Consider the following 15,075-nt stretch of genomic DNA (forward strand, 5'->3'; position numbering starts at 1 on the left):
TGCAACCTAATGTACTCCAGCATTATGGATTTGTTCCCTTGGTGGTAAACCTTGCTTCGGAATTTTTGGTAAATATTGTGCCGGAATGTCAGCTTAAAAAAGCACAGTTCCATCTTCAAAAACCCTAATCAATCAGAAAAAATGTAAATTTTTGCCCTGATTATTCTGGTAAACTATACTCAGGAATCAGTGGTAAACATTGCTTCGGAATCGGTGGTAAACATTGGCTCGGAATGGTGGTAAACTTTGGGTCGGAATATCCAATTGAAAGAGGGGGGTGGCTATTTCGGAGTGATGGTGCCACCTGTTTCGGTCAAACAGTGCCACTTTGAAAAATCTTTCAATTATACAAAAAAAATGTGTTAAGCGTTTTTTAAAATTCCCTTTCTTAAGCTTTCCCCCTCTTTATGTAAAGCTTTACATAAAGAGGGGGAAAGTCTAAGAAAAAAACTGTAATATTGTCATTGTCTTATCTTTTTGACCAAAATCCTTGAGGGGTCAGTATGCCCAGTACGAGGGGTCAGCATCACCAGTATATCCATATTAAGGGTAAATCGAATTACTTCTTTGACTTTAATAGAATGAAATAGAACAAATCAGCATCTTCATTTTTTAAGTGTGAACCCTGTATTTTTGGATTATGAATTTTCGCATCGGATATAATATACAACCTTTTGTTGGCGTTTAAATCAATACTTTTTGGATATCCATATAGCCAGTGATGTGAGGGCATTGGTCGGGCAATAGAAGTGTTTAGGGTATATGCTTTAGAATTCTTTAAAACCGATTTAACTGGTTGAGTATAGATTCTTATGCTGTTTTCTTCGTTCTTCTTAGTTTGGTATAGATACCGAGAATTTACTACAACTTCCAACATTTTATCAGATTCAGAATAGGTTAACGAAACTGGACTCCGAACCGAATATTCGAAATCATCAAATATGTTTGTTGGGCCATCGTATTTATAGTCTATTCCATTTTTTGAACTGAATTGAAAAAAGGAAGGCTCACCTTTTCCCCCCTTACCGTTTCTGCATAGAAGTATACTTTCGTTGTTGTCTAGTAAAACCTCAAAAGGTTCTTGAAGATTTTTGTCTGGCGAGTTGATTATGGTTTTCTCTAAGATGTTAGCAACGAAATTGTCATTTGAAAGGTATTTTTTTATGATACCGTTTCCATATGCCATTAAAAAAGAATTCGTTTTACCATTTTGGCTGATTATTCCAAATGGTTGGTTAAAGACGTCCTCAGTATTACTTATTGGTTTGTAATTGCCCCAATCAAGACCATTTTTACTTTTAATATAGCCAGCGTCTACGGTTTTTTGTGTTTGATCATCAAATCTTCTAAAAACAACTATAACTTCACCAGAATTTAATTGACCCACTACAAGGTTTCGGTCATCATACTTGCTATTATAGACAGCAAACTCATGTCCCCAGCTATTGCCATTGTCCCTAGACAATTTACCCATTATTTCTCCAGAATTGCTAACATGAGAAAAACTGGGGTCTTTTCTATACAAAACCAATATATTGCCATTGTGTAACCTTACAAGCCCTCCCTCTGCGGTATGCCCTTCAGAAACTAGATTTTTATGGTCGCTTATTTCGTATTTTCCGGTATTTTCTATGGCCTTATGATTTACCCTGTGACAAGAAAAAAAGAAGGCCATACAAAAAAGCATACAAAGACTATAATAATTCATTTAGGTATCTATTGCATTAGTGTAAATTGCTTTTAAGCACTTAAAGTTTTTCTGTTGATTAAATATCTGATTACATCGATCGACTGAATTCTTCCCCATTTCCAATAAAATATCTTTTTGGTGGCGAAGCAAGTTTAAATGCTTAATAAAACATTGTGCATCATCGCATAAAAAGCCGTTATAACCATTTGTAACTGCGTCCTTATTGCCAACCACATTTGTTGCAATTATTGGTTTGGATAGCGCCATAGATTCAATTATGGTAAATGGCAATCCTTCCCATAATGATGTTTGAATATAAACATCAAAGGTGTTGACCAACTTCATAGCCTCCTCATGAGTCTTCCAACCGGTTACAATGATATTTTTTGAAGTTAACTCACTCTGTAATTGCCCTGCACCAATCCATATAAATTCAATTTCTGGCAACTCCTTGGCAATTTCATTAAAAAGCGTGGGGTTTTTCTGTGGACTTAATCGCCCCATGGTACCCACCTTGAATTTCTTCTTTTCAATAACAGTGTTATACTTTAACAATTGCTTTGGTGAGACACCATTTCTTACTAATTTGGCTTTTCCAATTCTTTTGGCATGTTCATATTCTGTGTCTCCACAGGCAATGGTTGTGCCTCCGAACAATTTAGGGGTCCACTTTTCAACTAGATAGAAAAACCTTTTTTTCCCTTTCCCGATATCTTGGCGTAAAAAGGAATACCCATTGGGAGTATAGTAAACCTTGGCTTTTCTGTAAAAAACGGATGCTACCCGACCTAAGATGCTTGCCTTTGAAGAATGAAGGTGAATAACATCCGGTTGTATTTTTTTGATTTCCTTTATAAGGGAAACAATAGCCCGATAATCAGATTTAATATCTATTTCCCTGGACATGGGAACTTGCTTCAAAGTAGTACGCTGGGAAAAATCCCTCTTTATTTTTTCAAGGTCTGTCCCATTTCTGTTGGGACTATATATTACATAACTTTCAAATCTGGATTCCTCATCAAAAAAGCGGCATATTTCCTTAACATAATTATAGACACCTGCAGCAAAGGGTTCGGTTATATGTAAAACTCTAATTTTTTTCATATAGACAAAAATAAACTATTTTTAACCTCAAAATTCGAACATGAAAAGCAAAACGGCAATAATTATTGGAGGCTCTGGCTATATTGGAAGAAACCTGCTTAAATATCTACTGGCGAATAACAGATTTGAGCATTGCATAGTAATGGACATCAAGCCTTTAAAAGGGTTTGAAGGTGAAGTCAGTTCTGGTAGATTGGAGTATATGTTTGCCGATGTTAGGAAAGAACTACCAAATCCAGATAGGGTTTTTGATGGCAGGGAGTCGTGGATTTTCAATTTTGCGGCCGTTCATCGGGAACCGGGTCATGAATTTAGAGAATATTTCGACACCAATGTCCCAGGAGCGAATCATATAAATGCGCTTGCAGAACGATTGGGCATAAACAATATATTTTTTACAAGTAGTATAGCTCCTTATGGTAAGTCACCAAAACAAAGTACTGAAAAAACAAACCTTTATCCTGAAACTGGGTATGGGATTTCTAAGGCCTTGGCCGAACAGATACATCAAAAATGGCTTGAACGTAACAAGGAGAATAGAAGGTTAATCATTGTTAGACCAAGTGTGATATACGGTCCAAACGACCCTGGAAATGTTTATCGAATGATTAAGGCGCTGAAGAGAGGGGTCTTCATCTTACCTAATGGTGGAAATGTGATTAAGGCCTATGGTTATGTTCACGGTCTTGTGGAAAGTATGTTATTCACAATGGACACCATGAACGAGCCGCTGATTATTTATAATTATACAGAAAACCCACTTGTATCATTAAAGGAAATGACACAAGTAGTTAAAGGGAAGCTAGGCTATTCTAAACCTACACTTTCGGTTTCAACCACTATTTTGGCTTTTGTTGCTGGCATTTATCAAATACTCGTAAAACTTATAGGAAAAAAATCTGCTATTCATCCGGTTAGGGTCAAAAAGGCTGGTTTTCCCACTAACATAAAACCCCAGTATTTAATAGATAATGGCTTTGAATTTAAATATGGATTTGAAAAATCTTTGGAGCATTGGAAGTCAGTCGCCCCAGAGGATTTTTAATTATCCCTTATTTGAGTTAACCTCAAGTATTATGGTCTAATTTTATTGATATAAAACAACTTTTAATTTGTTCTTTAGCAACCATAGATATTCTGGACTAATAGTCCCTGTTTCCCTACTAATCGACTTGATGGTAATCAACCTATTGGCCTACTACCTACCGCTTCAATTTAAGTATCCCTTACTTTTTCACTCCTACATAATAATCGCCTGGACAATTATCGCATTAAAGGTTCAGTTTTATTCAATTTATAGATACAGCAAGGTTACTCATCTTTTGGTGCTTTTGTTTCGGCAATTTTTCTTCTTCTTTTTAATTCAATATGCGTTCATTGGATTTTTTAAACAACCCAGTATGAGTCGTTTGGCCATTGCCGAATACCTTTTGATTTCACTCGTTCTAGTTTCTATCATTAAGTTTTTGAACTATTACGTACTGATGAAATATCGGGAAAGAATAAAAGGCAATATTAGAAATGTGGTTGTCTTGGGCAAGAACAAAAAGACAGACCAACTGATTTCAGTATTCAAGGAACACCCTGAATATGGCTACAATTTTGTGAAACAGTTTTCCTTGAAAGATGAAGATTGTAATATTGAGACATGTTTTGGATATATTCTAAACAATAGAATTGATGAAATATACTGTTCGGTTTCAGAGGTTAGTAATAGTCTTACAATAAAAATCATCAATTTTGCTGATAACAATTTAAGAACAGTAAAGTTCTTGCCCGACAATAAAAACATATTCTCCAAAAAACTTAAATTCGAATATTACGATTATATTCCAGTTCTTTCCTTAAGGGATATTCCATTGGACAATCCAATAAACGCCTTTATTAAAAGGACATTTGACATTGTTTTTTCGTTATTGGTCATTTTGGGTTTATTGTCATGGTTGACCCCTATTTTGGCACTCCTGATTACACTGGAATCCAAAGGCCCCGTCTTTTTTAGACAGACAAGAAACGGAATCGATAATAGGGAATTTTATTGCTATAAATTCAGGTCGATGGCGCCCAACAAAATTGCCGATGATATTCAGGCCACCAAAAACGACATGCGGGTTACCAAGATTGGGAGGTTCATTAGAAAGACAAGTATCGACGAACTTCCCCAATTTTATAATGTATTGTTCGGAACCATGTCCGTAGTGGGCCCGCGCCCCCACATGGTAAAGCACACCAATGAATATGCCAGTAGTGTTGACAAATACATGGTCCGTCATTTTGTAAAGCCAGGTATAACGGGTTTGGCCCAAGTAAGGGGCTATAGGGGAGAGGTGGAAACAGAATCTGATATCCAAAATCGCATCAAATTTGATATATTCTATATTGAGAACTGGTCTATTTTCTTGGACTTCAAGATTATTGTACAAACAATTCTAAATGCCCTCAGAGGTGAAGAGAAAGCTTATTAAACCTGAAATCTTGTGTGCTTGACAATAAAAACTTTTATTCCGTGTTTGTAAAGACTATGTTTGTAAAGTTGAAGATTACAATTGACATTAAAATAAATGAAAAGAACTCTAATTACCGGAGCAGCAGGTTTTCTTGGTTCCCATCTTTGTGACAGATTTATTGCAGAAGGGCACGAGGTTATTGCAATGGATAACCTTATTACGGGAGACCTTAAAAACATAGAACACCTATTCCCCTTGGAACGCTTTACGTTCTATAATCACGATGTAACCAACTTTGTACATGTACCTGGAAATCTGGATTATATCCTTCATTTTGCTTCGCCTGCAAGTCCCATTGATTATTTAAAGATTCCCATTCAAACGTTAAAAGTAGGAGCATTGGGAACTCACAACTTGTTGGGCCTTGCCAAGGAAAAGAACGCTCGCTTCATGATAGCCTCTACATCGGAAATATATGGTGATCCCTTGGTGCACCCACAAACCGAGGAGTACTACGGTAACGTTAATACCATAGGACCAAGAGGCGTATACGATGAGGCCAAACGCTTTCAAGAATCCATCACCATGGCCTATCACCGGTTCCACGGGTTGGATACAAGGATTGTAAGGATATTCAACACCTACGGCCCTCGAATGCGGTTGAACGATGGTCGTGTAATCCCTGCTTTTATGGGACAGGCACTCCGTGGTGAGGACTTGACCGTTTTTGGAGATGGTTCACAAACCCGTTCTTTTTGCTTTGTAGATGATGAAATCGAAGGAATCTATCGCTTGCTGATGAGCGACTACACACTTCCTGTAAATATAGGCAACCCTAATGAAATCACCATTAAGGATTTTGCCGAGGAAATTATCAAGCTAACAGGCACCGACCAAAAAATCATTTACAAACCATTGCCCAAAGATGATCCCATGCAGCGCCAACCCGATATTACCAAAGCAAAGGAAATTCTGGGATGGGAACCCAAAGTGGGACGTGAGGAAGGCATGCGCAAAACGTTTGAATTTTTCAAAGGCTTATCCAAGGGCGAACTTGAAAAAACGGAACACAGGGACTTTTCAAACCATAACAAAAAGTAATTTTTTGTCATTTCTGTAAATGAGGGGCGAAGCTACGATTGAGAAATCCTACCTACGGATTCTTTTGGGCATTCGAAAATAAAGAATTAACATTCATGGGAACTGGTGATGTTCGTGCCCAAAGGATTACCTCGATAAGAGTATTGTGCCGATGGATGGACAAAAAAGTTTGTCGACGAATTAGTTGACCGTTACAATTTCGAAGTAGTGAAGCGAATGAAAAACCTACCTGAATTTCAGATTTCTCGCATACGCTCGAAATTGACAACTACGCTCCATAATGACTTAGTGGGAAATTGCGCAATCGGTGTCGAGCAGTAAACACAGATCATTTGCAAATAACGCCTAAATTATATTTGAATTGCGTTATTTTTGCCAAAACTTGAATCATGAACATCCTGGTCTTGGGTTCTGGTGGTCGCGAACATGCCATTTCCCTTAAAATTTCACAAAGCCCCAAAACATCCAAATTGTTTGTAGCGCCCGGTAATGCGGGAACTTCCCAAATCGCCACAAATGTTGAGGTAGGTGTGAACGATTTTGAAGCCATTAAACAATTGGTGTTGAAAGAAAGCATCAATTTGGTGGTAGTGGGACCAGAAGACCCCTTGGTAAAAGGGGTACACGATTTTTTCTTGAATGATGAGGCACTAAAATCTGTTCCTGTAATCGGACCAGAAAAAGCAGCGGCAGAACTCGAAGGAAGCAAGGAATTTGCCAAAGAGTTTATGATGCGGCACAATATTCCAACGGCAGCCTATCAAAGTTTTACCAGTGAGACCTTGGAAGAAGGGTATAGTTTTTTGGAAACCCTAAAACCGCCCTACGTCCTTAAGGCGGACGGACTTGCCGCTGGCAAAGGTGTGTTGATTCTTCAGGATTTGCAAGAAGCCAAAGACGAGTTAAAATCCATGTTGCTAGACTCCAAGTTTGGCAACGCAAGTGCCACGGTGGTCATCGAGGAATTCTTGGACGGCATTGAACTGAGCTGTTTTGTACTTACTGATGGTACCAACTATAAAATTCTTCCAACGGCCAAGGACTACAAAAGAATAGGCGAGGGCGATACTGGCCTCAACACGGGAGGTATGGGAGCCATTTCCCCGGTTCCATTTGCCGATTCCATCTTTATGGATAAGATAGAGCGTCAAATTGTAAAACCTACCGTAGACGGCCTTAAAATCGATAATCTGCCCTATGTCGGTTTTATTTTTATCGGCTTGATAAAAGTCGGTGACGAACCCAAGGTAATCGAGTATAACGTTAGAATGGGCGACCCCGAGACCGAAGTGGTAATCCCAAGACTGAAAACCGATTTGGTCGAGGTGCTTTTGGCCATGGCCAATGGAACCTTGGATCAAGTAAACCTTCAAATTGACGAAAGGGCGGCAACGACCGTGATGGCAGTATCGGGCGGTTATCCCGAAGCCTACGAAAAAGGCAAGGAAATTTCAGGAACCCAAAACATAACAGATTCCATTGTTTTCCATGCGGGAACAAAGCTGTCCAACGGAAAAGTGATAACCAATGGAGGGCGGGTAATAGCCATCACTTCCTTTGGAAAAGATTTTAGGGAAGCGTTACGGAAATCCTATCAAAATATGGAAAAACTCCATTTTGATGGCATGTACTACCGAAAGGATTTAGGGTTCGATCTATAGGTAGGAGTGAGAGCTGATACTCTTATCTTCCTCACCACTTTCATTGAAAATTTTCAATTGGCCCATCCAATAAACCATGGCCACAAAGCCAATGATCATAAAAATCCAGTTAATGGAGTTGGCACCCCACCAGCTGTCCATAAAACGGAAAAAATCCAATGGTGCGAAAAGGTAGTTTACAAATAAGTCCTCTATACCGTAAAAAAACTTGCTCATGTTGGCTATATTTACCTTACAAAAGTAGCAAAAGATAAGATGATTTCAAGCTTTTTCGGAAAAACTAAACCTATAAATCACATTGTCCTTGCCATCATTTTGTTTCTTTTTTACTTCACCAATGTCTTTTTTCAGTTAGGGGAACAAAGAATCAATGAGGTTATTGCCTTGGAAATCTTGTTGTTCGCAGCCTTGTTGTTGTCCATTTTTATTGTCAACCAGATTGTAAGGACCGAAAAGGCCACGGAATCCAACTCCTATGCCATGCTGTTTTTTTTGCTTTTGATTATCACTTTTTCTGATGAGTTCGTCCTTCAAAATGCGGTTTTCGCCAACTTTTTCTTGGTTTTGGCTTTTTGGAGGATACTGTCCATCAAATCCATAAAAAATGTAAAGCACAAAATCTTTGATGCCTCCCTGCTGATTGCCCTTGCAAGTTTATTTTACGATTGGGCCCTGGCATTTATGTTTCTTGTATTTCTTGTAATCTTGGTTTATGACAGAAAGACCCTGAAAAATTGGTTGATACCCTTATTAGGGCTTGCCGCTATTTTTATTTTGACATTTACCGTGCTAAAACTGAAGGGCTCTTTGGGCTTTTTTAAGGAACACTATCAGTTCTCATTGGGGCTTTTTACCACCAAATCATTCTTTCAGGTACTGAACATAAAGACCTTGGTTTACCTTATTTTAACGATTGTTGTTTCCATTTTGGTGTTTGTGCGCCTGCGCAATGTGAGCGGCGGTAAATTGCTTTTGCTCAGGATAGTATTCTTGATCTTTGTTTTGGGAACGGGCATTATTCTTTTTACCCCGGCCGATGCTTCTCCCGTGTTGATCACCTTTTTCCCCGTAACCGTTTTTTTTACCAACTATTTCGAGGGTATAAAAAAACGCAGGCTTCAAGAAATGGTCTTGATTCTAAGCATGGTCGTGGCCTGCTCGCTTTTTGCCATTCATCTTGAGTAAATATGGCATAAAGCAATATCTTTGAACAAATTTATTTGAATTATGTTCAGCGACTTTGCCTTCAAGATATTTCAGGAAAGTATAGATGCCTATCACATTAAGGACGATGTGTACCAAGAATTCATCAACCCTTATCCAAAGGATAAAGTAGAGCACCTGCTTTATAGAAAAAACTGGATCGATACCGTACAATGGCATTACGAGGACATTATCCGCGACCCAGGGATCGACCCGGCGGCGGCGCTGGACCTTAAACGGAAAATCGATGCGAGCAACCAAAACCGTACGGATTTGGTGGAATATATCGACAGTTATTTTTTGCATAAATACCAGTCGGTACAAGTAAAGGATGGCGCCACTATCAATACCGAGAGCCCTGCATGGGCCATTGATCGACTTTCCATTTTGGCATTGAAAATTTATCACATGCAAGAAGAGGTGAACCGAACGGATGCCTCACCACAGCACATCCAAAAATGCAATGATAAACTTACCGTGCTTTTGGAGCAGAGAAAGGACCTTTCCACAGCCATAGACCAATTATTGGCCGATATTGAAGCTGGAAACAAGTACATGAAAGTCTACAAACAGATGAAAATGTACAACGACAATGAACTAAACCCTGTGCTTCGTGGACAAAAAGGGTAAAGAAACCCATATTTTGTTGATTCGGTTGTCGGCCATGGGCGATGTGGCGATGACCGTACCCGTTATCCGTGCGCTGACCGAACAATATCCACAAATACAGCTTACCGTACTTACCAAAAAACCGTTCATGCCTATTTTTAATGGGTTGAGGAACGTTCAGGTAAAAGAAGCCGACGTAAAAAAACGGCACAAAGGCTTGATGGGGCTATGGCGACTCTACAAAGAGCTGAAATTGTTGCAATTTGATGCCGTTGCAGACCTTCACAACGTATTGCGAAGCCGTGTGCTCAAAAAGTATTTTGCTTTGGAAAGCACTCCATTTGCCCAGATTGACAAGGGACGAAAGGAGAAAAAGGCGCTCACCCGCCCCAAAAACAAAGTTTTTGGGCAATTAAAGAGCACCCACCAGCGATATGCTGATGTTTTTGCCGATCTCGGTTTTCCCATTGATTTAACCACTGCCAAACCATTGGAACGTGTCCAACTTTCAGAAAAAGTATTGGAACTTGTGCAGCAGGGCACCAAAAAATGGGTGGGAATAGCACCTTTTGCCGCCCACGAAGGCAAAATGTATCCGTTGGAATCCACGGAAGAGGTTATTAAAACCCTCAACGATACCGATAAGTATAAAATCTTGTTGTTTGGAGGCGGAACCCATGAGGTGGAGGTACTGGAACGGCTTGCAGCTACCTACAAAAATACCCTGTGCATGGCGGGCAAGTTAAATCTATCCGAAGAACTGCAGCTTATTTCCAATTTGGATGTGATGCTGTCCATGGACAGCGGTAACGCGCACATGGCCACCAACTATGGTATTCCAGTAGTTACCCTTTGGGGTGTAACCCACCCTTATGCCGGGTTTTATCCGTTTGGGCAGCCTTTGGAAAACGCAGTTATGGCCGACCGTGAAGCCTATCCTTTGATTCCAACCTCGGTATATGGCAACAAGGTACCCGAGGGTTACGAAAATGCCATGAAAACCATTCACCCTCAAGAGGTTTTGGAAAAGTTGTTGGGGGTTTTGGAGCCATCTGTCATTTCATAAGGGGCATTCATGGATTATCAAGTGCCAATGATCAAGTCTATCTTGTTCATGGCCTCTAAATCTACCATCTTTAAGTATTCGAAGCAAAAGCGCATATCAAACTCCATTTGGAAATATAAGTGAATCCATTTAAAAAATAAATCCGAAAATAGGATTGTTAAAAGATACAACGAGCCCTTTTTTTGGCCGATATCGCTTAGAGTTTAATCAAGTGTGTCCTTTTAGTGAACCTTTTGTATACTTCTTTGAAAAATGATTAAGAGTAGGGAGATACGAGCGTGACACTGACATAGGCAGGCTCGCACCAACGGCAAATCATTGGTACGCCCCGTACATTTAGTTAAAAAGTACGTGTTTAAGTACTTTTTTGGCATATTTGCACTATGGAAACAGTAAACTATACAGGCTTTAGATCAAACCTAAAACATTGGTTCGATAAGGTTGTCAACGATGTAAGCGAGGTCATCATCAAGCGCAAGGGCGGCAAGGATCTTGTTTTGATATCATTGGACGAATACAATTCATTAAAGGAAACCACCTATTTGTTGACGGGCAAAAACAGGGATATTCTCTTGAACTCCATCAAAGAACTGGAAGCGGGAAACGGTATTGAAAGAGATATGATGGAGTAGATGAAGCTGACCTGGTCCACATCTTCAAGGGAAGATTATCTGTATTGGCAGAAAGTCGACAAGAAAATAGTAAAACGAATAAACGAGCTTATCAAAAGCTATATGCGCACCCCTTTTGAGGGCATTGGAAAACCCGAAGCCTTAAAAGGGGATTTACAGGGCTATTGGTCAAGACGGATAACATCGGAACACCGATTGGTCTACAAATATGAAAATGATAGGTTATTGATTGCAGCTTGCCGATATCATTATGGAAAGTAAAGTCCCGCTCGTGCGAGCGCGGTCGTTCCTGCCGTAGAAGACGTCTTAAGCCACCGAACCTTGGCAACTACTTCCCGCTCCCGCGGTGCAGCCATAGCAATGTTGTGAGATAACGATGTCCCGATTGCTCAGCACATCATCATTGTAATCCTTAATGTGTCTTACTGGGCTTGCTACCTTTAGGTCCAGCATTTGGTTAAAGTCGCAATCGTAGAGCCAACCGTCCCAACTTACGGAAATGGTATTGGTACACATTACATTTTCTACCGCAGCCGGATTATAGGCTTCCACCAAGGAGTACATATAATCCTCATAATTGTCCGACGCGATGAGATAATCCAAAAACCTTGAAATCGGCAAATTGGTAATGGCAAAAAGGTTGTGGAAATCAATGTCAAAATCGGCTTTCAGTGCTTTTTTAAAATCGTGTTCCATAGCAGCTTGGTCGGCAGGCAAAAATGCCCCCGAAGGATTGTACACCAAATCCAAACGCAAACCGCTATCTGGCATCCCATAGCCCACTTCGTTGAGCATTTGCAAGGCTTTTATTGATTTATCAAAAACACCGTCCCCACGCTGTTTGTCGGTTTTTCCACGGGTATAGTGCGGCATGGACGATACAACGTGCACATTGTGCTTTTTAAAAAATTCAGGCAGGTTGTGGTACTTTTTGTTAGCCAAAATAATGGTGAGATTGGAACGCACAATAAAATCTTGGATGCCCGCTTTGGAGGCTTCCTCCACAAACCATCGAAAATCGGGGTTCATTTCAGGTGCACCGCCGGTAAGGTCCAAGGTGTGGGCCCCAGTATTCCGAATCACCTCCAGACATTGCTCCATGGTCTCCCGGGTCATGATTTCCTTCCGGTCCGGTCCGGCATCCACATGGCAGTGCCCACAAACCTGGTTGCACATGTACCCCACATTGATCTGGAGCACCTCCAGTGTTTTGGGCCGTAATGGAAAATGGCCTGTTTCTGCAATCTTATCTTTAAAGTAGGGCAGCTCACCATCCGCAAAAAGCTCCCCATTTAGAACCTCTAGCTGTGTTTGGGTATTGGCAAGTGCATCTTTCTGTGCCTTTAAGGATTTTTTCGCTGCTTTTTTTAGGTCTGTAAGTATGCTTTGTGCCATTAATCTAAAATAGGTTTACATGGAAAGTTTGTCGTACTTGTTCATCATCTGTACCCCATGTACCAAGGTGGCGCCACTTTCTATGGCGGCCCCTGCGTGTACGGCTTCCATCATTTCTTCTTTGGTGATTCCCCGTTGCAGGCCATCTTTGGTGTAGGCATCAATGCAGTACGGGCATTTAACCACGTGCGATACGGCCAGGGCGATTAAGGATTTTTCCCGGGCGCTCAGCGCTCCCTCCTCAAAAACCTTTCCGTAGTAGTCAAAAAACTTGTTGCCCAGTTCTTCGCTCCATTCGGTGATCTTACCGAATTTTCTCAAGTCTGCTGGGTCGTAATATGATTTGGCCATGTTTCTTTATTTAATGTTTCACCTAAACATACAACAAATATCACTATTCATTTTGGTCGAAAGGATATGGGATGGATTACATCTTTTGATCGATAAATTGTTGGTTTTCTAAAATAAGCAAGCTTACATCTGATTATGAGGCTTTTAAAATGAAAAAGAGCGACAAATGCCGCTCTTGTGCTCATTCAAATATAAACCGACCTAAACTATTTGGCCGAAGGAAGTACCACGGTGTCCACAACATGGATGACCCCATTGGATTGGTTCACATCGGCAATCGTTACGGTGGATACATTACCATTGCCATCCTTGATCATAATAGTGCCTTCACCCATCATTGCGGTCAATTTGTCCCCGTTTACCGTAGTAAGCTCTGTCCTTCCATTGCCTTTTTCGATCCATTCCATCAAATCACTGGCATTGTACTTTCCGGCCACTACGTGATAGGTAAGTACGCTTTGTAATTTTGACTTATTTTCTGGTTTGAGCAAGGTAGCCACGGTTCCTTCCGGTAATTTTTCAAATGCACTGTTGGTAGGTGCAAATACCGTAAAAGGTCCCTCTCCTTGCAATGTCCCTACCAGATCGGCGGCTTTTACCGCAGCTACCAAAGTAGTATGGTCCTTGGAGTTTACGGCATTGGAAACAATGTCCTTGCTCGGGTACATGGGGGCGCCCCCCACCATTTTGGTTTGGGAGAAGCCTGTTGTAATTGTCATAAATCCAACGCAGGATACTATCAGCATCAATGTTCTTAAAGATTTCATGTGATTTAAATTTTAGTTTATATAACCACTTACGGAGTTTTTGCGGGGAGGGTTTGGTTTTTGGTAAGATTGATGATCATTTGATCCAAATACAATCTAGGGGTAATGTATCCAAAGCTGCAATATGTTAACTTTGCAGCTTATTGATTTGCACAAATGCTTGAAAATAAATCCATAGGCCTCGTACTTTCTGGGGGAGGTGTCCGCGGAATGGCGCACATAGGCCTGATCAAGGCCATGCGCGAACACCATCTTGAGGCCAAAGTAGTGGCGGGCACAAGTGTCGGTGCCTTGGTGGGCGCACTTTACGCCAACGACAACTCTGTGGAGGAAATGCTCACCTTTTTTAAAGAAACACCTTTGTTCCAATATAGCTTCTTTGCCATAAAAAAGCCCGGCTTTATAGACACGGAACGCTATTTTGATATTTTCAAAGAATTTTTCCCGGAGAATAGTTTTAAAAGTTTGGAGCGGCCGCTTTTTGTGGTGGCCACGGATCTATTAAAAGGAAATGAAAAAGTGTTTTACGATGGAGAGCTCATAAAACCCCTTTTGGCATCGGCCGCCTTGCCACCCGTTTTCAGTCCGGTGGAGATTGATAATGTACTTTATGCAGATGGGGGCATCATGAACAATTTTCCAAAGGAATACGTCGATCACCTAACGGATTTTATTATAGGCAGCAATGTATCCATAACCGCACCCCTGGAAAAGAAAGATTTGCGAAATTCCTTTCAGCTTACGGCAAGGGTCACCAGTTTAATGATCCATGCTTCAAACAATGAAAAGTTGCACCAATGCGACCTTTTTATCGAACCAAAGGAATTGGATTCGATAGGGGTATTGGATAAAAAGGGTATCGAAAACGCCTTCAATATTGGCTATGAACATGGCAGCAGGGCCTTGGAGCAATTATTGTAAGCCACTAGTCCTGTTTTTTGTTGTTCACTTGCTTAGTTAATGGATTAGTTCATCCCGACATTTGAATACAGCCCACTAGGTTGTTGTCTTGTTCAGCGTTTCAGGTTTTAAGTTTGATGGCTGGACTT

At 40.5% G+C, this 15,075-nt stretch carries 16 protein-coding genes; 10 read left to right on the plus strand and 6 right to left on the minus strand.

Annotation, left to right across the window (positions count from 1 at the left end):
* Window positions 1-559: 559 nt before the first annotated feature.
* Window positions 560-1,708 (minus strand): sialidase family protein, encoded by a 1,149-nt coding sequence (locus AC13CC_RS12010; protein ID WP_482876649.1) that lies wholly within the window; start codon window positions 1,706-1,708, stop codon window positions 560-562.
* The gene (locus AC13CC_RS12015; protein ID WP_482876650.1) at window positions 1,709-2,794 is read right to left on the minus strand and encodes a glycosyltransferase; all 1,086 of its coding nucleotides are present in this window, start codon (window positions 2,792-2,794) and stop codon (window positions 1,709-1,711) included.
* Window positions 2,795-2,834: 40 nt separating this feature from the next.
* On the opposite strand from AC13CC_RS12015, the gene AC13CC_RS12020 reads away from it, so the two are divergent.
* The 4 genes from AC13CC_RS12020 to purD all read left to right on the plus strand — a co-directional run bounded on the left by AC13CC_RS12020 (window position 2,835) and on the right by purD (window position 8,003).
* Window positions 2,835-3,839, plus strand: coding sequence for an NAD-dependent epimerase/dehydratase family protein (locus AC13CC_RS12020; protein WP_482876651.1), 1,005 nt, complete (start codon window positions 2,835-2,837; stop codon window positions 3,837-3,839).
* A 130-nt stretch (window positions 3,840-3,969) separates the two neighbouring features.
* On the plus strand, window positions 3,970-5,259 hold the full coding sequence (locus tag AC13CC_RS12025) for an undecaprenyl-phosphate glucose phosphotransferase (protein WP_482876652.1): 1,290 nt from the start codon (window positions 3,970-3,972) through the stop codon (window positions 5,257-5,259).
* A 96-nt stretch (window positions 5,260-5,355) separates the two neighbouring features.
* Window positions 5,356-6,342, plus strand: coding sequence for a UDP-glucuronic acid decarboxylase family protein (locus tag AC13CC_RS12030; RefSeq protein WP_482876653.1), 987 nt, complete (start codon window positions 5,356-5,358; stop codon window positions 6,340-6,342).
* Between the two features lie 389 nt (window positions 6,343-6,731).
* Window positions 6,732-8,003, plus strand: coding sequence for a phosphoribosylamine--glycine ligase (gene purD, locus AC13CC_RS12035; RefSeq protein ID WP_482876654.1), 1,272 nt, complete (start codon window positions 6,732-6,734; stop codon window positions 8,001-8,003).
* Here purD and AC13CC_RS12040 read toward each other — a convergent pair.
* Window positions 7,998-8,219 carry a DUF6341 family protein gene (locus AC13CC_RS12040; protein WP_293166338.1) on the minus strand — a complete coding sequence of 74 codons (222 nt, stop codon included), beginning with the start codon at window positions 8,217-8,219 and terminating at the stop codon, window positions 7,998-8,000. The genes purD and AC13CC_RS12040 overlap by 6 nt on opposite strands.
* 39 nt (window positions 8,220-8,258) lie before the next feature.
* On the opposite strand from AC13CC_RS12040, the gene AC13CC_RS12045 reads away from it, so the two are divergent.
* From AC13CC_RS12045 to AC13CC_RS12065, 5 genes are all read left to right on the plus strand, one after another.
* Window positions 8,259-9,188 (plus strand): DUF6427 family protein, encoded by a 930-nt coding sequence (locus AC13CC_RS12045; protein ID WP_482876655.1) that lies wholly within the window; start codon window positions 8,259-8,261, stop codon window positions 9,186-9,188.
* A gap of 42 nt (window positions 9,189-9,230) precedes the next feature.
* A complete protein-coding gene (locus tag AC13CC_RS12050) occupies window positions 9,231-9,836 on the plus strand; it encodes a DUF4254 domain-containing protein (protein ID WP_482876656.1) in 606 nt (201 codons plus the stop codon).
* Window positions 9,820-10,881 (plus strand): glycosyltransferase family 9 protein, encoded by a 1,062-nt coding sequence (locus AC13CC_RS12055; protein ID WP_482876657.1) that lies wholly within the window; start codon window positions 9,820-9,822, stop codon window positions 10,879-10,881. Before AC13CC_RS12050 ends, AC13CC_RS12055 begins: the two co-directional genes overlap by 17 nt.
* 383 nt (window positions 10,882-11,264) lie before the next feature.
* Window positions 11,265-11,513: a type II toxin-antitoxin system Phd/YefM family antitoxin gene (locus AC13CC_RS12060; protein WP_482876658.1), complete on the plus strand. Its 249-nt coding sequence runs from the start codon at window positions 11,265-11,267 to the stop codon at window positions 11,511-11,513.
* Complete coding sequence (locus AC13CC_RS12065; RefSeq protein WP_326276665.1) at window positions 11,514-11,774, plus strand: Txe/YoeB family addiction module toxin; 261 nt, start codon at window positions 11,514-11,516, stop codon at window positions 11,772-11,774. It begins immediately after the preceding gene.
* 45 nt (window positions 11,775-11,819) lie between these two features.
* Here the strand turns inward: AC13CC_RS12065 and arsS are convergent, their stop codons facing one another.
* The 3 genes from arsS to AC13CC_RS12080 all read right to left on the minus strand — a co-directional run bounded on the left by arsS (window position 11,820) and on the right by AC13CC_RS12080 (window position 14,026).
* Complete coding sequence (arsS, locus tag AC13CC_RS12070; RefSeq protein WP_482876660.1) at window positions 11,820-12,908, minus strand: arsenosugar biosynthesis radical SAM (seleno)protein ArsS; 1,089 nt, start codon at window positions 12,906-12,908, stop codon at window positions 11,820-11,822.
* Window positions 12,909-12,923: 15 nt separating this feature from the next.
* A complete protein-coding gene (locus tag AC13CC_RS12075; protein WP_119607732.1) occupies window positions 12,924-13,259 on the minus strand; it encodes an arsenosugar biosynthesis-associated peroxidase-like protein in 336 nt (111 codons plus the stop codon).
* A 206-nt stretch (window positions 13,260-13,465) separates the two neighbouring features.
* Window positions 13,466-14,026 (minus strand): fasciclin domain-containing protein, encoded by a 561-nt coding sequence (locus tag AC13CC_RS12080; RefSeq protein WP_482876661.1) that lies wholly within the window; start codon window positions 14,024-14,026, stop codon window positions 13,466-13,468.
* A gap of 156 nt (window positions 14,027-14,182) precedes the next feature.
* On the opposite strand from AC13CC_RS12080, the gene AC13CC_RS12085 reads away from it, so the two are divergent.
* Window positions 14,183-14,947 (plus strand): patatin-like phospholipase family protein, encoded by a 765-nt coding sequence (locus tag AC13CC_RS12085; RefSeq protein ID WP_326276669.1) that lies wholly within the window; start codon window positions 14,183-14,185, stop codon window positions 14,945-14,947.
* Window positions 14,948-15,075 lie beyond the last annotated feature (128 nt).

The organism is Flagellimonas sp. L-11 (genome assembly GCF_056857735.1).